This window comes from Pseudomonas sp. NFX71, from assembly GCF_048079215.1.
Lineage (GTDB): Bacteria > Pseudomonadota > Gammaproteobacteria > Pseudomonadales > Pseudomonadaceae > Aquipseudomonas > Aquipseudomonas fluorescens_B.
Map to the genome: position 1 here is coordinate 5,465,875 of NZ_CP182230.1, position 18,299 is coordinate 5,484,173.

The following is an 18,299-nucleotide window of genomic DNA, read 5'->3' on the forward strand; positions in this document are numbered from 1 at the left end:
CTTAGAAACTGCGCGGCAGTTCGAGCAGATGCTCGGCAACGTAAGACAGGATCAGGTTGGTAGAGATGGGCGCTACCTGGTACAGCCGGGTTTCGCGGAATTTGCGTTCCACGTCGTACTCGCAGGCGAAGCCGAAACCACCGTGGGTTTGCAGGCAGGCATTGGCGGCCTCCCAGGAAGCCTTCGCCGCCAGGTACTTGGCCATGTTGGCGCTGGCACCGGCATTGATGCCGCTGTCGTATTCCTCACAGGCACGCCAGCGCATCAGGTCTGCGGCTTCGATTTCGATATGGGCTTCGGCAATCGGGAACTGCACCCCCTGGTTCTGGCCGATGGGACGACCAAACACTACTCGGTCACGAGCGTACGACGCCGACTTTTCGATAAACCATCGACCGTCGCCGATGCATTCGGCAGCGATCAATGTGCGCTCGGCATTCAAGCCATCGAGGATGTAGCGGAAGCCCTGGCCCTCTTCGCCGATGAGGCTGTCGGCAGGAATTTCCAGGTTGTCGAAGAACAGCTCGTTGGTCTCGTGATTGACCATATTTGCGATCGGCTGCACGGTCAGGCCGTTGTCGATGGCTTCGCGCAGGTCGACGAGGAAAATCGACATGCCTTCGGACTTTTTCTTCACTTCAGCCAACGGCGTGGTGCGCGCCAGCAGGATCATCAGGTCGGAATGCTGGATGCGCGAAATCCAGACTTTCTGCCCGTTGATGATGTACTTGTCGCCTTTGCGCACGGCCGTGGTTTTGATCTTGGTGGTGTCGGTTCCCGTGGTCGGCTCGGTAACCCCCATGGATTGCAGGCGCAACTCGCCATTGGCGAGCTTTGGCAGGTAGTAACTTTTTTGGCTCTCGCTACCGTGGCGCAGCAGGGTAAACATGTTGTACATCTGTCCGTGAATAGTGCCGGAATTACCGCCGCAACGATTGACCTCTTCCAGGATCACTGACGCTTCGGCCAGTCCGAGGCCGGAACCACCATATTCTTCGGGGATCATCGCCGACAACCAGCCGGCTTGGGTCATGGCAAGGACGAAGGCTTCGGGAAAGCCTTTGCGCTCATCGATTTCGCGCCAATACGCGGCGTTAAATTCCCCGCACAGCGCTCGCACACCTTCACGAATGGCATTGAGTTCTTCATTGTTGTTTTGCATATCTATCGCTCTCAGGGTGCTTGGAAGTGAGTCTGCCCACTCAGTCGAAAACCAGTTCGGCGATCTGTGCCAGACCACCGTCATTGCTCGCCCACAGTTGCGCACGGCCAGGCGCGAGAACGGCTCCACCGACGTCAAACGGCTGTGGAGCAATCAAAGGGCGCACACCGCGGAAATTGAACGCGCGTGGTTGGGCGTAAGGATGGGCACGCAGGAACGCTTGCAAATTCAGCGTTGCGATCAAAGGACCATGGACGACTTTTTCGGGGTAGCCCTCGACATCCACCACATAAGGCACGTCGTAATGAATACGGTGACCGTTGAACGTGATAGCGGAATAACGGAACAACATCACGGCGTCTGGGAAGACGGTTTCGTGCCATTGTGTGACCGGCGCGGGGTCACCGGGCGCGAGGTTCGGCGCCGTCATTTCGCGATAGACGATGTCCTGCTCTTCGCGAATGCACAGTTGCCCGCCCTGGGAAAATTCGTGGCTTACCGTCACGAAGAGCAATTGCCCGCTACGACCGTTTTTCTCCTCGATGCGGGTAATGGTCGACAGGCGTGAAGCTTCGGTTCCAGCGCGTAGAGGCTGGATGAATTCGACCCGGCTGCCGGCCCACATACGATTGCGCCGGGCCGCTGGCGGCAGGAATCCACCCCTCGCCGGATGGCCGTCCTCGCCCAAACCGGACGGCGCGACAGGCTCCTGAAAAAAGCACCAGTGCCACAGTGCTGGAAGTGCCGCCCCCGGCTTCAGCGGTGGCACGCCGAAAGTCGCAGCCACCCGTTTAAGCAGACTGGCGCCCAAATCGTCGGTCGCTTCTTCGGTGTTGCCGAGCCACGCATTTAGGTCGTGATTACTCATCAAATTTGCATCCTCGGTATGTTGCGTTACGACCGATGATGCGAGTGGCGTGGTGTTCTGTGAATCTACTTTTCTTTAAGCCTTCGTTAAACCAGAATTAACACCAAAGACCATCAGAAGAGACTTGCGGCATGCACTTTGATTTGACTGATCTGCGCCTGTTCATTCACATCGCCGAAGCCGCCAGCTTAAGCCAGGGGGCTCGACGGGCATTTATGTCACCTGCTGCGGCAAGCGTACGTATCAAGGCGCTGGAGGCGCAGTTGAACAACCATTTGCTGTATCGAGACAGCAAAGGCGTCGAACTGACCGATGCGGGCAGCAAGCTGCTGCAACACGCACGGTTGATCATGCGTCAGGTGGGGTATTTGAAAACCGAGTTCACCGAGTTCGGCGCCGATTCATCCGGGCATATCCGTATTTTTGCCAATACAACGGCCGTCACGGAGTTCTTGCCCGAATTGCTTTCCGGATTCCTCGCACAACGTCCCGGCGTGACTGTGGACCTGCGGGAACGGTTGTCCCGCGACATCATTCGAGGCGTGCTCGATGGTTCGACGGACATCGGTATCATTGCCGGCCCGGTGACGGCGAAAAATCTGCAAGTGCTGCAATTCAGCACTGACCGACTGGTGCTCATAGTGCCCGAGGGGCACGAACTGACCCGGCGTAAACACATCAGGCTGCGAGATACCGTTGCCTTTCACCATGTCGGCATGCAAGAAGGCAGTACCCTTCAGGCATTTGTACGCGATAAAGCCGAATTGATGGGTGAAACTCTGGTCTGGCGAATTCAGTTGTCCAGTTTCGAAGCAGTCTGCCGCATGGTTGAAGCAGGCGTCGGTATAGGTGTGATTCCGGAGTCCGCCGCCCTGCGCAATAGCAAAACCATGAAACTGGCCATTCTGGAGCTGGACGAACCCTGGGTGGTGCGCGACCGCAGTATTCTCATACGGGACTTCGATGCATTGCCAGGATGCGTCAAAGCACTGATCAGTCTCTTGCGAGAGCAACAATGAAACCAGGTTGCACGGTTCATCCGGCCGCGCAGCCTTAGACCTCAGGTCAAACTGGTTCCCGACATCAAGCCTTCGGTCAGCAACGAAACCAGAGGCTGGACCAGATGCTGCGTGCGCAACTCATCACCGATCACCGCCACTTCCGTCGTTGGCAACGTCGGTAATTTTTCCGAGGGTTCGACAATCCGCATGCCTTCCTGCAGGAATGAAGTGCCCAGCGCGGTAATGCCGAGTCCGGCCGCGACGGCAGCCTGAACCCCAATCAGGTTGCTGGCAAGACAAGCTGAAGACCATTCACGTCGTACCGACGCCATCGCTTCGATCATGATTGCGCGGTAGGCACACGGTGGTCGCATCATCACCAGGCGAACCGGGCGCGAGGCTTCGATTTCATAGTCTTTGGCAGCGATCCACACCAGCGGCTCGCGCCAAATGATTCGACCACGCTGAGCGCTGTTGCTGATCTTGCGTTTGGCAATCACTACATCCAGCTGGCCGGCTTCGTAGTCGTTCAACAGGTCGTTACTCAGGCCTGTTGTGAGTTCAAGCTGGACATCGGGGTAAAGCTTGCTGAACCGCGACAACAGCTTGGGCAACTGAGTGGGCACGAGATTTTCCGAGATCCCCAGACGTAGCAGGCTTACCTCCGCGGGTTCCCTTATTTCCCGAACGAAACTGTCGAAGTGCACCATCATCTTGCGCGCGCCGACCAGCAGGCGTTCGCCGTCCGGCGTCAGGGTCAACGCACGGCTGGTACGTTCGAACACTCGCAGGCCCAGCACTTCTTCCAGGCGGATGATCTTCTGGCTGACCGCCGATTGCGACCGGGAAATCACGTCGGCCGCGGCAGTAAAACTGCCGGTTTCCGCCACGGCGATGAACGCCCGCAACAAATCGATTTCAACGTCTCCAGCTTGCATGATGAATTCGCCTTTCTACTAGATACCATTAACTTTATGCGTTTGAGTTCTTGATAGCAAACTCCGAATATCGGGTCATGAAGCCAATCGAGTTGGCCCGACAAACCGGATCAGGAGCGTGTGGATGAATGAATCAGAATCCAGGCCCTCGGTCATGAAAGTGATATCCAACGCACTTGTGCTTATGGCAGTAGCACTTGGATTCGTCATGGCCATGCTGGATGTCACTGTGGTGAACGTTGCGCTGTCGGATCTGCAACGCGAGTTCGACGTACCCTTATCCTCCCTGGTTTGGGTCATTGATGCTTATACGCTTACATTTGCTTCATTCCTGCTGCTGGGCGGTGCGCTGGCAAACATGCTCGGAGCCAAGCGGGCTTACATGCTCGGCCTGGCCTGGTTCATTCTGGCCTCTTTAGGATGCAGTCTGGCCACATCTGCGCCGGAGCTGATCGTAGCCCGTTTCATGCAAGGCATCGGTGCCGCGCTGTTCATGCCAAGCTCCTTGAGCCTGCTCAGCGAAGTATTTCCTGATCGCAGTGTGCGTATGCGAATGGTTGGAATCTGGGGCGCCATCGTCGGTACGGCAGCAGGAACCGGACCATTTGTAGGCGGTGTACTCGTCAACACCCTGGGCTGGAGAAGCATTTTCTATTTGAATATACCGATCGGCATCATCGGTATTCTCCTGTCCCAGTGGACATTGTCCGCTTCTGCTCGCCGCCCGGTCAGCTTCAACCCCAGCACGCATTTGCTGATTATGCTCGCATTGGGCGGTGCCAGTTTCGTGCTCATTGAAGGCCCCACGCTCGGCTGGCGCGCCAAGAGCAGCCAAATTGCACTGGCTGTTACGGTAGTAGGCGGATTGGCCGTGGTCTGGCGGGAAAAAGTCTCGGCAGCGCCAGTCATCCCGATCCAACTGCGGGGCAACAAAAATTTTTGGACCCTCAACGGGCTGGGGTTTCTGATCAACTTCGTCTTATTTGGCGAGATCTTCTTCATCAGCCTGTTCCTGCAACAGTTCCATCACACCACGGCGCTGCAAACCGGCACTTGGATGCTACCGATCATGGGCGTGGTGCCGATCATCAATTACGCCTCAGGACATCTTTCACACCGGTATGGCGAGCGTTTGGTAATGCTTTGCGGGTTAGGCATTGGGGTAGCAGGCGCCCTTGCCACGGCCTTGATCGGCGGTAAGGCGGCCTATGTCTGGATAGCCCTTGGCGCAGCACTGTGCACGGGCGGCATGGCGTTAGCGATACCGGCAGTCATCAGCACAGTCATGCATGTGAGCGGTGCCCTTAACTCCAACGTGGCCGCCGCCGCGCTTAACGCAAACCGCCAGATCGGCGCACTCACTGGTGTGGCGGTGATCGGGATTTTGCTGCACGCCGTCAGCGACTGGAACCTCTCAATACGGTTCGCGTTTGCCCTTGATGCCTGGGTTCTGATCGCCGCACTGGCATTGGTTTATCGGTCAAGAACTCTGACCCACTGATATCTGTTTTGCGTCACCACTGAAGCGGGCTGTAAGGCCCCAAAAAACCGAGGAACCCAAGATGGCAGACAATAAAGCTGTAGAAATTGTTGAAAGCTTCTGGCGTGAAGTCTGGCAGGCGAGAGACCCGCAAGCCGCCGCACGCTTTGTTGCAGAAGACTTCATTATCACGTCGGGCGGTGTCGATATTGTCGGACGTGAAGCCTTTATTGAGTGGATTGGAGTTTTCCTGTCGAAGATTGAAGACTTCACGTTTGGCAGTATCGAAACCTTTCAAAATCATGAAGGTACTCGAGTGGCTTCGCGCTGGAAACTCGCTGGAAGAAACCAGGGGTTCATTGGCGGTCGTTCATGCCGCACACCTTTTGAAATGCTCGGTACCGCGGTTTGGGAGGTTCGTCCAGACGGCTTGCTGGCGCATAACTGGGTTGAGCGTAACTCGCTCGAAGTCCATCGCGACTTGATGGCTCTATAAGGTCGTCACACGACGGCACTTTTGTCTCGAAAACTCCCTCCGCTCTTGTCCACGCAACAAAGTTGAGGGAGTCATTTACCAATGAGGATACGTTAATGAAGAATTATCTTCCGTGGATGACGCTCGTCTGTGCTTTTTCTGTCATGGCTCAACAGGAGCACAATGAGGGTCCGATAAAAGTTGAGCAATACCACTATGGAATGCAATTGGATATCGCCAGCGTCATCTCCACTACGACGCCGGCAGACAAATGCAACGCATCACCGGTCACCATGATTTATCGCGACTCCGAAGGCCGTCTCAAAGGTCTTGAATACATCGTTCTGTCGTCGGACTGTGCAGCTGCAAGCGGCTGAAATCACCTCGCTACCTGAATGAACTCCTACTCGCTTGCAGAAACAAGAACAAGAAAGCAAGCACCCTTCCCCCCCTTCTTCGACATCCCCCTCATTCCTTTCCATTCGATGGCTATATGGAACCGCATTGTGTCCGAAACTCAAAGTGACCGCGATGTTCCGAGGGACACAAGCACAAAAAAATCGCCGAGCACAGCTCAGCGATTTTATCGTTCAATCCTGTTTGAACCCGCAGTTTTATACTGCCGGTACTTGCGCACCAAGAACCGGTTCGATGCGCGGGGTACGCACCATGCACATCATGATCAAAATCCCAAGCAGCAATAATCCGGTGACGGCGTAGAGCCCATAGGCAAAACTTCCGGTAGCTGTTTTGATGGCTCCCATCAAGTAAGGCCCCACAAAACCGCCCACCATGCCAACGGTATTCACGTAAGCAATGCCACCGGGCGCGGCGCCAGCCGGCAAGTAACTCATGGGCATGGCGAGGATTATCGGCATCGCCGAAAACACGCCGAGTGCAGCCAAGGTCAGCCCGACAATACTCAAGCCAAAATTACCTTGCACAAAAGGCAACATCCCGAAACCGATGGCAGCCATTAATGAGCACACTGAAATATGCGCGCGGCGCTCCAAACGTCGATCGGAATGCCGGGAGATAAGGATCATGCCAATCGTGGTGATGCTGTAAGGCACCATCGCCCACAGGCCGATTTCAGTCCCCGTGGTCAAGCCGGCTTCACGCAGCATCATGGGCATCCAGAAATTCACCGCGTTGTGCCCACAAACAATGGTGAACCAGGTTATGGCGATAAGATGGATAGTTGGCCCGCGCAACGCGCCGATAAAGCCGTCATCACGCGCTGGCTGGAAACTGGCCAGATGACCGATCACTTTGACTTTTTCATCGGCTCGCAACCACCTGCAGGTGGCGGGACCATCAGACAGCAACCACAGCGCCAAGACCCCCAACACAATCGAAGGAATGCCCTCAATGACAAACAACCATTGCCAGCCTTGCAGCCCGGCCGTGCCCTGGAATACGTCGAGAATCATCCCTGACAAGGGCGCTCCTGCTACGCCAGCGATGGCCGAACCGCAAAGGAAAATGGCGGCCATCTGCGCCCTTCGAGCCGGAGGAAACCAAAAAGTCAGGTACAGCAGTACCCCAGGGGCAAAGCCAGCTTCGAATGCCCCCAGCAGTAAGCGCATCAGATAAAACGAAGTTGGGCTTTGGACCAGCATGGTGCAGCAAGAGACAAAGCCCCAACCGATCATGATGCGGGCAATGGTGATGCGTGCACCGAGGCGTTTCATCAGCAGGTTGCTGGGGATCTCGCAGCAGATGTAGCCAAAAAAGAAAATTCCGGCGCCCATTCCGTATACGGCGTCGGTAAAGTTCAGGTCTGCTTTCATATGCAGCGCGGCAAAGCCAACGTTAACCCTGTCCAGGTAGGCGAACACATAACAAATGAACAAAAAGGGCATCAGCCGCCAGGCAATCTTGCGATAGACGGGATCGTTATCATCGATCTGCGGCGCAACGCCATTAGCGTTGGAGGGTGTGGAATGCATGGATTGAATCTCCTGCTGCTATTGTTATTGGATGCGGAAGAGTTACGTTGATGAATGTTTGTCTCTTTTGCAGTCAAAGCGGTTGGGCAAGTGCATCCAGATCCATGGAAGTTCGAATACGTACAAGCCGCGAACAAAATGAATAAACGTCAATTCATTTTAAGCTCGCGGCCGGGCCAGATTGTTCGCAAAGTGTTCGTATTAACTCGACACTGTAATCACCGGATAACGCGATGCCGTCATCGAGACTTTCAATCCGATGCCAATTAACGCTTTGGAACTTTTCTTAACCGTTATTTTTCAAGTCGGATCAGCGAATGAACTGGTCGGCGTAATCAGCACCCAACCCGACGGATTCGTAATGACGACGGGCACTTTCCAGTTTGGTGTATACGTCCTCATAGTCCAGCGCCTTGCCGTAAGGATCGACATAGACGTAGTTGCCGGTCACGTGAAACAGCGTGATCATTTCGGTCACGTCTTCCGGCACAACCAATGTATGGGTCTCTCCTGGTGGTTCGAAGGCATAGCTGCCCTCGGTAGCGACCCATTCGTGTTCAAGATAATGCCAATGGCCGCGCAGGGTAATCGCATGCACCGGCCCACCATGTCGGTGACGGGAAAGAACACCGGCACGACGCACGCGGGTCAGATTGACGAAGTAGCCGCCCGACAAACTCAGGATCAACGGACGAAACCATACGCCTTCAGCTTGTGGCACCCACTCTCGTTCGTCACAGTCAAGATTCAGTGCGCCTGGCAGCAAAAAATCCGCCGGCATTCCTGCCGGTTGATCAAACTGATAAGGCACTTTGGATTGATCGCCACGCGCGGCCGTCATCACGGGTCTAGCCAAACTTGTTTCTTGTGCAGTCATTTTCAGATCACCTCACGGTCAAGCATTTAGCAAATACGATATCGCTATCGCAAACATCATAAAGTTTGCATTTAACATGCGAACTCCCCCAATGAGCGCACCCAATAGGAGCGCACTCAAAAAAGATCAACTTAACTTTTCGCCGTGCGTCAGGTTATCGTCCAGCGCTGGTCTTTCACTCGATCGCTGAGAAAATCAATAAACACTTTTATCCGCGGACTTAAATATTTTCGATTCGCATATATCAGGCTCACCGATTCTTTTTCACCGGTATAGAACTCTGGCAACAGCGGTACCAGCCGCCCATGGCGAATATCTTCACCAATATGAAATCCCGCGAGCTTGACGATGCCCGCTCCCTGTAACGCCAAATCTCGTAGCAGGTCACCCTGACCGAACGAAGAGCGACTGCGAAACGGCACTTTGAACAAGCGCCCGTTTTCCTGAAATGACCACGCGCTCCATTGGCTTTCGAAGTCAAAGCCAAAACATTGGTGGGCCAGCAAATCCTGCGGATGAAGTAATGGCGCGTGATTAGCCAGATACTGCGGCGAGGCACAGATAATCCATTCGTTGTCGTTCAAGCGACGGGCAACCCTCGATGAACTGGGTAAAAAACCGCTGTGAATGGCGACATCGACACCTTGCTCAAACAGATCGAGGTATTGCGCCCCCAATTGAATATCAAGATCGAGTAACGGATAGGTTTCCAGAAACTGTGGCAGCCACGGCAGGATCTGGTGCTTTGCAAAAGTGGTCATCGTATGCACGCGCAACATGCCGCTGACCCGGGTGGGCAGACGTTCGGCTAATGAGTCAGCCTCGCTCATGGCATCAACGACCGCCAAGGCACTTTTCAGATAGACCGCTCCCTCTTCCGTCAGTAGCAATGCTCTGGAACTTCGAACAAACAAACGCACTTGCAAGCGTTCTTCCAGCCGTGAAATCAGCTTGCTTACTGCCGAGGGCGTCAGATGGCTTGCCCGGGCCGCCGCGGAAAAACTGCCGTGCTCGGCTGCGCGTATGAAGGCGAGCATTTGCGAATAGTTGTCCAGATCTCACCTCCCGTTTTTATCAGTTGTCAGCCGGTCAATGACCGGGGCTTGGGGATCATGGTGCTTAAACTATTACATCTCTGAAAGGCTGAATATCCTCAAGATTTCACACCGGCTGTGAATTTTGGTCACAGCGGTGCCAATTCATAGGTGGCGAAATAAAGACTGGCAGACAGGCCAGGATTTATTGGCTTAACCACTGGCTGCAATCTGATTTATTCGTTTGCCAAGGGCATTGGTCACTCAAATACTCAAAACGCAGAAATGCCAAAGACAATAAGAGAGACCCCACATGTCCAATACGCCACGTTCCCTGGCTACGCCTTATACGTTGTCGTTCAGCCAGGATTGCATGGATGGCCGGCTGGCTCCCTTCAGCGCGGAAGTCGAGTCCATGACCGAGTCGGCGGTTCGTCCGGTCATCCATACCAAAGATGAACTCAATCACTATGTAGCGCTGATCGAACGCCCCTATGCAAAGCTCAATCGGGTGATAGCACAAATCGCCGGGCTGTTGATTCTTGGGCAAGCCGATAATGGCTTCAGTACTTACGCTCAACTGGCGCGCACGCCGGAACAGGATCTGATCGAAGTTATGGATCTGCTGGGCAATCTCAATATCCCGGTGATGGCGTCAGCGCATTTCAACCACTTGTCGCACACGGCCAGCAGTTTGTTGCACATCGCCCGAGAACTGCAGCGAAACATCAGTAATGGTGCAGTACTCAGGGAGCGCACACCGGCCTTACTGAAGGGACTCAATAACACCAATGCCATGCTGCGCTGCGCATCCAATGCACAGTTGGGGCTTATGCCTGTCGATCTGCAAAACGCCTGTTTTTGCTGTTCGCAGCATTGATATCGCTTTCATTCAAACACTCATAAAAGAGGCTGTCATGTCCCCCTATTCGATCTGGATTCTCGAATTTGCCAATATTCCGAACTTTCCGGTCAGCGGCATCAAATACGGCGTACATAATGAAGGGACCCGCAAATTGCCCTATTGCTATGTGCTGATCAAAGGTAATGGCCGCACGATCATGGTGGACGTCGGTTACAACCATCGCGATTACGGCCAGGCATTGGCCAAGCAATTTGGGGTTGGCGACTGGCACTCGCCACGGGACGTTCTGGCCGAGTGCAATGTCACGCCTGAAGAGGTCGATACGGTGTTTGTGACTCATGCTCACTTTGATCATTTCGGCAACACCGATGCCTTTCCCAATGCACGGTTTTATCTTCAGGAGCGGGAGCTGTCGAAGTGGATCTGGGCCATGGCGCTTCCGGACCGTCTGAACTGGACCCGCACCGGACTCGATCCTTCGGACATTTTGCGAGCGGTCGATCTGGCGCGCCAGGGCCGCCTTATCTGCGTGGAAGGTGAGATAGAGGACGTAGCACCGGGTATCGATCTGCGCGTCGCGTTCGACAGCCATACATTCGGCTGCATGTGGGTTCACGTACGCAATGATCTGGCCTCCAGTTCACACAACAGTTGGGTGTTGGCCGGAGACTTGGTGTACGTGTACGACAATATGCTGGCCAACCCGAAAATAGACCAAGGTGATATCACCGGGACATTGGAATACCGGCCCGTCGGGCTGGCGCAGAACAGCAATACCAATCTTGTGCTTGCCACCGAGGAAATGCTCAAGGCCGTGGATTACGAGGCCAAACGGGTGATCCCGGTGCACGAGGATCGGTTGAGCGAGGTATTCCCTACCCGTGTCACCGATAAAAACCTGCGGATCATGCAAGTCTGCCTGGCTGAAGGGGAAACTTCCCGCGTCTGACCCTCGGGTGTTGAGTCTTGCAAAAGCCGTCTTGCGACGGCTTTTGCGTTTCTGGCATGGGGTTACTTCAGCGCCAGGGTGTAGCTGAATATCAAGCGATTTTCGTCTGTGTCGCGCGTGTAGTTAGAGCGCTGGGTCGCATTGAGCCATTGCACACCGACGTTTTTCAACGGTCCGTCCTGCACCACGTACGTGATGTAGGTGTCGCGTTCCCACTCTTTACCCTCCTGGCTCATGTTGATCACATTAGCCTGGTCGCCACGTACGTATAGGGTGGTCAACGTCAGGCCCGGTATGCCCGCTGCAGCAAAGTTATAGTCGTAACGCGCGCGCCATGAACGTTCCTGGGCGCGCGAGAAGTTACTGACCTGTAGTTCAGTGAAAAGGTAGCTGATCGTGCCGTCGATCAACGGATAGGCGGTATCGCCCCACAATTTCTGATAGCCACCGCTGATGGTATGGCCATTGAGGGAGTACCCCAGATTGGTACTGAGCGTTTGGTTATCGACCTTGCCGCCCAGCGCCGCGCCCGTTTCACTGCCGTCAAAGTATCGAACTTCACCCAGGATCCGGCCCGGCCCCCATGGCGTGCTGTATTTCAACCCGGCGAACCCTTGCTGATAGATGTCCTGCAGTTGACCGTAATGCAGGCTGGCGAGCAGATCCGGAGTGACCAGATAATCGACTGCCGCGAATTTGAAATCGTCCGAGCGTGCGCTGCTTGCATACTGCCCAGACTGGCTGGTGATGCCCATTTTTTCGAAATCCGTGGAGTCGCGTTGCTTGACCCGACTGATATGGCCCAGGTTGAGGGTCATGTTTTGCACGGCCTTGCTGGTGAGTTGCTGGCCTTCGAATGTCTGGGGGAATGCACGGCTGGTGTTCGGTTGTATCACCGCGATGCCAGACGGTTGCAAACTGCCCACGAACAATTCATTGCTTTCAAACAACCGCGCCTTGGCGGTCAGTCCAAGTTTTGAATATTCGTCAGCGGCACGTTTGGCGAAGGGCTTGGCCGGATCGTCGGAATCAGCCTGGCGCGCCAGAATCCCGGTACCCGACCGCTCCGGTGCCGAGTCAAGTTTGATCCCGAGCATACCCATTGCATCGAGGCCGAAACCAAGCGGCCCTTCGGTATAACCGGACTGGTATTTGAGGATAAAGCTTTGCGCCCACTCCTCCGCTTTCGACGGCCCGGTACCGTCGCGGTAATCGCGATTGAAGTAATAATTCTTGGTGCTGAAATTGACGTGACTGTCTTCAATGAAATCAGCGTGTGCCAGCGCCGGCAGCCCGGCCAATGCGCCTGCCAGAGAGACAGAGAACAACTTCGGAGTCATGTTTTGTATACCTGTATTGTTGTTGTGGGGACTTCGGAAATGACTAAACAAACTCGAATGACGGACACGCAAAACCGACAAGCCAGAATAAAAGTCCGGCCCATTGGCATAAACGAATGTCTTGTTATGTATCAGCGATGCTGGAAGATCGGCGCTCGTTTCTCAATGAACGCGCTGGCTCCTTCCTTCTGATCCTGTGTCGCGAACAAGGAGTGAAACGCGCGTCGCTCATAGCCGAGCCCTTCGCCCAACCCGGTTTCGTACGCCTGGTTTACACATTCCTTCATCAGCAACAGACTGGGCAAAGAGCGCGCGGCAATGTTCTGCGCGATCGTGCCGACTTCAATCAGTAATTGCCCTGAAGCCACCACTCGTGAAACCAGCCCGATTCGTTCGGCCTCCTCGGCCCCGATTCGGCGCCCCGTCAGGCACAAGTCCATCGCTTTGGCTTTACCGACCCAGCGCGAGAGTCGCTGTGTTCCGCCGGCGCCAGGAATCAAGCCAAGGGAAATTTCCGGCAAAGCGAAACTGGCGTTGTCCGCCGCAATGATCAAATCGCACATCATGGCCACTTCACACCCGCCCCCCAGTGCGTACCCCGCGACTGCGGCGATCATCGGTTTGCGACACCGTGCGATCCGGTCCCACTCGCCAAGAAAGTTATCAAGGCTGGTTTGCGGAAATGTCTGGTCGCGGGTTTCCAGAATGTCAGCACCGGCGGCAAAAGCTTTGGCGCTGCCGGTCAACACCACGCAGCCGATCTGAGGATCTTTTTCAAAACAATCCAATGCCTGGGAAATTTCCGCGATCATCTGCGTGTTCAAGGCATTCAACGCTTCGGGACGGTCCAGCGTGATCCATCCGACCCGGGCATTACGGCTGGCGCGCACATAAAGCAGGTGGCTTAAACAGACCTCATCTTGCATATCGTTCTCCTGATGCAGTTATTTCGTCAGCGTTGCCTAACGCGTGCGCTCCAGAATGCTGACGTAGTTGGCGACCGCCGCACCGCCCATGTTGAACAGGCCTCCCAGGCTTGGTGTGTTGGTCAGTTGCAGGCCAGGTGACTCGCCTGCCAATTGCATGGCGGTCAGCACGTGCATTGAGACACCGGTCGCCCCGATGGGATGACCTTTGGCTTTCAATCCCCCCGACAGATTGACCGGCAAACGCCCGTCAGGCTGCGTCAACCCCTCAAGAATTGCCTTGGCGCCTTGGCCAGGCAGCGTCAGGCCCATGGCTTCGTACTCAATCAATTCGGCGATAGTGAAACAATCGTGGGTCTCGACGAAGTTCAGGTCATCGAGCGTCAGGCTCGCCATGCTCAACGCCTTGTGCCACGCCTTGGAAGCACCTTCGAAACGCGTGATGTCGCGTCGGCTGATCGGCAGGTAATCGTTGACCTGCACCTGGGCTCGTATCGAAATACGCTGCTCCCTGCGCATCGCGACGTCATCGCAAGCCAACACCAGGGCTGCCGCGCCGTCCGACACCAGCGAACAATCGGTACGACGTAAAGGTTTGACCACGTAAGGATTGCTTGCGGATTCCTGACCGCAAAAACTCACGTCCAGGCTTTTCCGCAAGTGAGCCAATGGATTGATGCTCCCGTTGTGATGGTTTTTCGCCGCAATGCAAGCCAGCGCATGAGATTGATCCCCGTAACGGGAGAAGTACTGTTGGGTAATATCGGCGAACAACCCGACAAAAGACGCCTGCGCCCCGCCCTCCTCGGCGACATAACTGGCGGATACCAATGCCTGGCGCACCGCTTCCTCCGTGGCAGCCGTCATCTTCTCCACGCCCACCACCAAAACAATTTTCGCCTGGCCCGACGCGATCAGGCTCGACGCCTGGCGCACCGCTGCAGACCCGGTGGCGCAGGCGTTTTCCACCCTTGTCGACGGCGTAAAACGCAAACCGCTGTCGGCCTGCAAGACCAGTGAGGCCGGCGAGCCTTGGGGATCCATACCCTGGTTGAAATGCCCGATGACAATCTCGTCGATATCCCGAGCCTCCAAATGCGCATGTGCCAACGCGTCCAGAGTCACCCGAGTAATCAACGATTCCAGCGACTCGCCCGCAAGCTTGCCGAATGGTGTATGCGCCCAACCAATAATATTGCCGAACATAGCTGCCTCCCCGACAAAGCCTATTTTCAGTCCGACAATATTCTTAATCGTTACGCTCAATTCCCGCAATAGCTCATTTTAATGCTTGACGATGTATTTTCGGTCCGACAATAATCGATTCAATCTCAACGTCGGATGAACGTAGCTATGGTCGAGATCGGATTCACTCCCGCTGCCCGTCAGCGCTTACCCGAAGGTGTTGCCCTCAGGCCCAAAGAGGCAAGCCACGAGCTTGACTGGGTCACTATTGAGCGCTATCTCGCCAGCCAAAACTTGCGGATGGACCCTGGCCACGCACCGAGGCAACTGTCGGGCGGACTGGCCAACCTGAATTTTCTGGTGCGCATCAATCACACCTGGATGGTGCTGCGTCGTCCTCCCGCAGGACCGCTACCACCGGGCGCCAATGACATGCAACGTGAGCACCGGATTCTTTCCCGACTCTGGCGCGTATTTGCGCTGGCGCCACGCAGCCATCATTTCTGTGCCGACGCGGGCGTCGCTGGCGCGCCGTTTCTCTTGATCGACTACCGGGCCGGCTTGTCTTTGCGAGGCGACAGTGTTCACCCCTTGCCTGCCAGCGAAACCACCGGGCACCAATTATCAAACATGCTGGTCGATACGCTCGCTCAGTTGCATACCGTCGACCTGGCCAGTGTCGGGCTGGAAAACCTCGGGCGGCCGGAAGGCTTTTTCAGACGCACTGCGCAGGGCTGGATCAAGCGCGCGCAGTGGGTGGTCAATGGTGACTTGAGCCGTCCAGCGCAAGCGCTGGCGCAATGGTTAACCGACATCAAGGACCCGATCGCAGGCAAACCCGTGCTGCTGCATAACGACTTCAAACTCGACAACATTCTGATCGACCCGCAGACATTGCAACCTAGGGCCATTGTCGATTGGGACATGGGCACACAAGGTGACGGCCTGTTCGATCTCGCCACGCTGCTCAGTTACTGGGGCGAGCCCGACGACCCTTCCTGCATGCACCGCTTGGCGCAGATGCCAACGATGCAACCGGGCTTTTCCACCCGGCAAGACATTGCCACCACCTACAGCGCATTGACTGGACAAAGTCTTGACGACCTCAAGTCTTATCGCGTGCTCACCATGTTCAAACTGGCGGTTGTGTTTCAACAACTTCACCGCCGGTATTTGGTCGGCGAAACCAGCGACCCCCGTTACGCCGACTTCGGTCAACTGGCAGAAGAGCTTTTCGAATTCACCCTCGATATTTCCAACAATAAGATTTTCTGAGGATTTCGCCGTGGACTTCACGTTGCCTGATTCGCTCGCTCAATTGCGAGACAAGACCTGTACCTTCATTCAGGAGGTGGTGATTCCCTATGAGAAAGACCCTCGACGCAGCGCCCACGGGCCAAGCGACGAGTTGCGCAGCGAACTGATCACCCAGGCTCGTGATGCCGGCCTGTTAAGTCCACACGTAGACCGCGATCTGGGTGGTCTGGGGCTTTCCCATGTGGGCCGCGCCGTGGTTTTCGAAGCTGCGGGTTATTCGATGCTCGGGCCTGTAGCGCTCAATTGTGCAGCGCCGGATGAGGGCAACATGCATTTGATGCAGACCGTGGCCTCTGCCGAGCAAAAACAACGCTGGCTCGTGCCCTTGGCGCAAGGCAAGACGCGCTCCTGCTTTTGCATGACAGAACCGTCGCCAGGCGCCGGCTCCGACCCGACATTGCTGATGACTACAGCCATCAACGATGGCGACGACTTCATCATCAATGGCCGTAAATGGTTGATCACCGGTGCAGACGGCGCAGCGTTCACCATCATCATGGCCCGCACGATTGTCGATGACGTGGACGTGGGCGCCACGATGTTTCTGGTTGATCTGCCTAACCCGGGATTTCGCATCGAGCGCGCCCTGGACACCCTTGATTCGTCCTTCACCGGCGGTCATGCCGAAGTCGTGCTGGATAACTTGCGCGTATCCAGAACCGATGTACTTGGGGAAGTCGGCGAAGGTTTTCGCTATGCCCAGGTGCGATTGGTCCCGGCCCGTTTGACCCACTGCATGCGCTGGCTGGGTGCCGCGCAAAGGGCCCATGACATTGCCGTGGTCTACGCACAAAAACGTGAAGCCTTTGGCCTGCCCATCATCGCTCACGAAGGCATCGGCTTCATGCTTGCCGACAACGAAATCGATTTGCACACCACCCGTCTGAGTATCTGGCATACCGCCTGGCTGCTCGACCAGGGTGAGCGCGCAAGCGCCGAAAGCAGCATGGTCAAAGTTCATGCGTCAGAAGCGATCTGGCGAGTCGTCGATCGTTGCGTGCAGGTGCTGGGTGGCATGGGCGTCACAGCCGACACCGAGGTCGAGCGGATTTTCCGTGACGTGCGGGCTTTCCGTATCTACGACGGCCCGTCCGAAGTCCACCGCTGGAGCATCGCCCGTCGCCTGGGGAGGAAGGCCCAATGAACGGTGAAAACTCACCCGCGTTCGCCGTGTTTTCCGACCTCGCCGATAAAGTCGTGATCATTACCGGCGGTGGCCGAGGCCTGGGGCGAACCATTGCCGATGGCTTCGCCAAGCAAGGTGCCACAGTGGTGCTGGTAGGGCGCAGCCTTGAACAACTGAACATCGCCGTGCGCGAGATCAATGAAGCGGGTGGCAAAGCCGCCGCGTTCCAGGCCGATATCGCCGATGAAGACAGCGTGTCCGCCCTGTGTAAATCAGTGCATGACACCTATGGCCGGATTGACGTATTGGTGAACAACGCCGGTATCAATCCCTGGTATAAATCTGCGGAAAACACCACGCTGCAGGAGTGGCGGCAAATCATCGACGTCAACCTGACGGGCGTGTTCCTCACCTGTAAATATGCCGGCCAATTGATGCTCAACGCGGGCCAGGGCTCCATCATCAACATCACCTCCGTGGCCGGTCGCGTGGGCCTGGCCAAGACCACCGCCTACTGCGCGGCCAAAGGCGGGGTCGAGATGCTGACGCGCCAGTTGGCACTGGAGTGGGCAGCAAGAGGCATTCGGGTTAACGCCGTTGCACCCGGCTACTTCGCCACCGACTTGACCGAAGGCCTGCGCACGCATCCGGTCCTGGGTCGCAGAGTCATGGATCGCACGCCGTTGGGGCGCTTCGGCGAGCTCCAGGAAATCGTCGGCGCCAGTCTGTTTCTGGCCTCATCGGCAGCCTCGTATGTCACCGGTCATTCATTGGCCGTTGATGGCGGCTGGACCGCGTGCTGAG

Annotated in this window: 18 protein-coding genes; 9 read left to right on the top strand and 9 right to left on the bottom strand. The window is 55.8% G+C overall.

Going from position 1 to position 18,299, the window contains the following annotated elements; translation table 11 throughout:
• Window position 1 precedes the first annotated feature (1 nt).
• Both ACM1ZW_RS25455 and ACM1ZW_RS25460 read right to left on the bottom strand, forming a co-directional pair.
• On the bottom strand, window positions 2-1,162 hold the full coding sequence (locus tag ACM1ZW_RS25455) for an acyl-CoA dehydrogenase family protein (RefSeq protein WP_017338945.1): 1,161 nt from the start codon (window positions 1,160-1,162) through the stop codon (window positions 2-4).
• Window positions 1,163-1,202: 40 nt separating this feature from the next.
• Window positions 1,203-2,030: an FAS1-like dehydratase domain-containing protein gene (locus ACM1ZW_RS25460; RefSeq protein ID WP_017338946.1), complete on the bottom strand. Its 828-nt coding sequence runs from the start codon at window positions 2,028-2,030 to the stop codon at window positions 1,203-1,205.
• Window positions 2,031-2,161: 131 nt separating this feature from the next.
• Between ACM1ZW_RS25460 and ACM1ZW_RS25465 the strand changes: the two genes are divergently transcribed.
• The gene (locus ACM1ZW_RS25465; protein WP_017338947.1) at window positions 2,162-3,049 is read left to right on the top strand and encodes a LysR family transcriptional regulator; all 888 of its coding nucleotides are present in this window, start codon (window positions 2,162-2,164) and stop codon (window positions 3,047-3,049) included.
• Window positions 3,050-3,090: 41 nt separating this feature from the next.
• Here ACM1ZW_RS25465 and ACM1ZW_RS25470 read toward each other — a convergent pair whose 3' ends face one another.
• Window positions 3,091-3,969 carry a LysR substrate-binding domain-containing protein gene (locus tag ACM1ZW_RS25470; RefSeq protein ID WP_017338948.1) on the bottom strand — a complete coding sequence of 293 codons (879 nt, stop codon included), beginning with the start codon at window positions 3,967-3,969 and terminating at the stop codon, window positions 3,091-3,093.
• 124 nt (window positions 3,970-4,093) lie between these two features.
• On the opposite strand from ACM1ZW_RS25470, the gene ACM1ZW_RS25475 reads away from it, so the two are divergent.
• The 3 genes from ACM1ZW_RS25475 (at window position 4,094) to ACM1ZW_RS25485 (ending at window position 6,301) form a co-directional block, all read left to right on the top strand.
• Window positions 4,094-5,470: an MFS transporter gene (locus ACM1ZW_RS25475; RefSeq protein WP_416739614.1), complete on the top strand. Its 1,377-nt coding sequence runs from the start codon at window positions 4,094-4,096 to the stop codon at window positions 5,468-5,470.
• 61 nt (window positions 5,471-5,531) lie between these two features.
• Complete coding sequence (locus ACM1ZW_RS25480; protein ID WP_017338950.1) at window positions 5,532-5,945, top strand: ester cyclase; 414 nt, start codon at window positions 5,532-5,534, stop codon at window positions 5,943-5,945.
• A 95-nt stretch (window positions 5,946-6,040) separates the two neighbouring features.
• Complete coding sequence (locus ACM1ZW_RS25485; RefSeq protein ID WP_414883889.1) at window positions 6,041-6,301, top strand: DUF2790 domain-containing protein; 261 nt, start codon at window positions 6,041-6,043, stop codon at window positions 6,299-6,301.
• Between the two features lie 237 nt (window positions 6,302-6,538).
• Here the strand turns inward: ACM1ZW_RS25485 and ACM1ZW_RS25490 are convergent, their stop codons facing one another.
• The 3 genes from ACM1ZW_RS25490 to ACM1ZW_RS25500 form a co-directional block, all read right to left on the bottom strand.
• Entirely contained in the window at window positions 6,539-7,876 is a 1,338-nt protein-coding gene (locus ACM1ZW_RS25490; RefSeq protein ID WP_414883890.1) for an MFS transporter, read from the bottom strand.
• 310 nt (window positions 7,877-8,186) lie between these two features.
• Complete coding sequence (locus tag ACM1ZW_RS25495) at window positions 8,187-8,753, bottom strand: 2,4'-dihydroxyacetophenone dioxygenase family protein (RefSeq protein WP_144425261.1); 567 nt, start codon at window positions 8,751-8,753, stop codon at window positions 8,187-8,189.
• 149 nt (window positions 8,754-8,902) lie between these two features.
• Window positions 8,903-9,790: a LysR family transcriptional regulator gene (locus ACM1ZW_RS25500; protein WP_017338954.1), complete on the bottom strand. Its 888-nt coding sequence runs from the start codon at window positions 9,788-9,790 to the stop codon at window positions 8,903-8,905.
• 412 nt (window positions 9,791-10,202) lie between these two features.
• On the opposite strand from ACM1ZW_RS25500, the gene ACM1ZW_RS25505 reads away from it, so the two are divergent.
• Window positions 10,203-10,667, top strand: coding sequence for a hypothetical protein (locus tag ACM1ZW_RS25505; RefSeq protein ID WP_238588291.1), 465 nt, complete (start codon window positions 10,203-10,205; stop codon window positions 10,665-10,667).
• Window positions 10,668-10,704: 37 nt separating this feature from the next.
• Window positions 10,705-11,601, top strand: a complete 897-nt coding sequence (locus tag ACM1ZW_RS25510) for an N-acyl homoserine lactonase family protein (protein ID WP_017338956.1) — start codon at window positions 10,705-10,707, stop codon at window positions 11,599-11,601.
• Window positions 11,602-11,663: 62 nt separating this feature from the next.
• Here the strand turns inward: ACM1ZW_RS25510 and ACM1ZW_RS25515 are convergent, their stop codons facing one another.
• From ACM1ZW_RS25515 to ACM1ZW_RS25525, 3 genes are all read right to left on the bottom strand, one after another.
• On the bottom strand, window positions 11,664-12,941 hold the full coding sequence (locus ACM1ZW_RS25515; RefSeq protein ID WP_017338957.1) for an OprD family porin: 1,278 nt from the start codon (window positions 12,939-12,941) through the stop codon (window positions 11,664-11,666).
• A gap of 131 nt (window positions 12,942-13,072) precedes the next feature.
• Window positions 13,073-13,867 (bottom strand): enoyl-CoA hydratase-related protein, encoded by a 795-nt coding sequence (locus tag ACM1ZW_RS25520; RefSeq protein ID WP_416739615.1) that lies wholly within the window; start codon window positions 13,865-13,867, stop codon window positions 13,073-13,075.
• A gap of 36 nt (window positions 13,868-13,903) precedes the next feature.
• Window positions 13,904-15,073: an acetyl-CoA acetyltransferase gene (locus ACM1ZW_RS25525; protein WP_017338959.1), complete on the bottom strand. Its 1,170-nt coding sequence runs from the start codon at window positions 15,071-15,073 to the stop codon at window positions 13,904-13,906.
• Window positions 15,074-15,220: 147 nt separating this feature from the next.
• Between ACM1ZW_RS25525 and ACM1ZW_RS25530 the strand changes: the two genes are divergently transcribed.
• From ACM1ZW_RS25530 to ACM1ZW_RS25540, 3 genes are read left to right on the top strand one after another with little or no spacing between them, the layout of a single operon-like run.
• On the top strand, window positions 15,221-16,327 hold the full coding sequence (locus ACM1ZW_RS25530) for a phosphotransferase family protein (protein ID WP_017338960.1): 1,107 nt from the start codon (window positions 15,221-15,223) through the stop codon (window positions 16,325-16,327).
• Window positions 16,328-16,337: 10 nt separating this feature from the next.
• Window positions 16,338-17,513, top strand: coding sequence for an acyl-CoA dehydrogenase family protein (locus ACM1ZW_RS25535; RefSeq protein ID WP_017338961.1), 1,176 nt, complete (start codon window positions 16,338-16,340; stop codon window positions 17,511-17,513).
• The gene (locus tag ACM1ZW_RS25540; protein WP_416739616.1) at window positions 17,510-18,298 is read left to right on the top strand and encodes an SDR family NAD(P)-dependent oxidoreductase; all 789 of its coding nucleotides are present in this window, start codon (window positions 17,510-17,512) and stop codon (window positions 18,296-18,298) included. The genes ACM1ZW_RS25535 and ACM1ZW_RS25540 overlap by 4 nt, the downstream gene beginning before the upstream one ends.
• The last annotated feature ends 1 nt before the right edge of the window (window position 18,299 follow it).

Coding starts and splice junctions, on each gene's coding strand:
- ACM1ZW_RS25455 (WP_017338945.1), bottom strand. CDS start 1,162: ATGCAAAACAACAATGAAGAACTCAATGCCATTCGTGAAGGTGTGCGA.
- ACM1ZW_RS25460 (WP_017338946.1), bottom strand. CDS start 2,030: ATGAGTAATCACGACCTAAATGCGTGGCTCGGCAACACCGAAGAAGCG.
- ACM1ZW_RS25465 (WP_017338947.1), top strand. CDS start 2,162: ATGCACTTTGATTTGACTGATCTGCGCCTGTTCATTCACATCGCCGAA.
- ACM1ZW_RS25470 (WP_017338948.1), bottom strand. CDS start 3,969: ATGCAAGCTGGAGACGTTGAAATCGATTTGTTGCGGGCGTTCATCGCC.
- ACM1ZW_RS25475 (WP_416739614.1), top strand. CDS start 4,094: ATGAATGAATCAGAATCCAGGCCCTCGGTCATGAAAGTGATATCCAAC.
- ACM1ZW_RS25480 (WP_017338950.1), top strand. CDS start 5,532: ATGGCAGACAATAAAGCTGTAGAAATTGTTGAAAGCTTCTGGCGTGAA.
- ACM1ZW_RS25485 (WP_414883889.1), top strand. CDS start 6,041: ATGAAGAATTATCTTCCGTGGATGACGCTCGTCTGTGCTTTTTCTGTC.
- ACM1ZW_RS25490 (WP_414883890.1), bottom strand. CDS start 7,876: ATGCATTCCACACCCTCCAACGCTAATGGCGTTGCGCCGCAGATCGAT.
- ACM1ZW_RS25495 (WP_144425261.1), bottom strand. CDS start 8,753: ATGACTGCACAAGAAACAAGTTTGGCTAGACCCGTGATGACGGCCGCG.
- ACM1ZW_RS25500 (WP_017338954.1), bottom strand. CDS start 9,790: ATGCTCGCCTTCATACGCGCAGCCGAGCACGGCAGTTTTTCCGCGGCG.
- ACM1ZW_RS25505 (WP_238588291.1), top strand. CDS start 10,203: ATGACCGAGTCGGCGGTTCGTCCGGTCATCCATACCAAAGATGAACTC.
- ACM1ZW_RS25510 (WP_017338956.1), top strand. CDS start 10,705: ATGTCCCCCTATTCGATCTGGATTCTCGAATTTGCCAATATTCCGAAC.
- ACM1ZW_RS25515 (WP_017338957.1), bottom strand. CDS start 12,941: ATGACTCCGAAGTTGTTCTCTGTCTCTCTGGCAGGCGCATTGGCCGGG.
- ACM1ZW_RS25520 (WP_416739615.1), bottom strand. CDS start 13,867: ATGCAAGATGAGGTCTGTTTAAGCCACCTGCTTTATGTGCGCGCCAGC.
- ACM1ZW_RS25525 (WP_017338959.1), bottom strand. CDS start 15,073: ATGTTCGGCAATATTATTGGTTGGGCGCATACACCATTCGGCAAGCTT.
- ACM1ZW_RS25530 (WP_017338960.1), top strand. CDS start 15,221: ATGGTCGAGATCGGATTCACTCCCGCTGCCCGTCAGCGCTTACCCGAA.
- ACM1ZW_RS25540 (WP_416739616.1), top strand. CDS start 17,510: ATGAACGGTGAAAACTCACCCGCGTTCGCCGTGTTTTCCGACCTCGCC.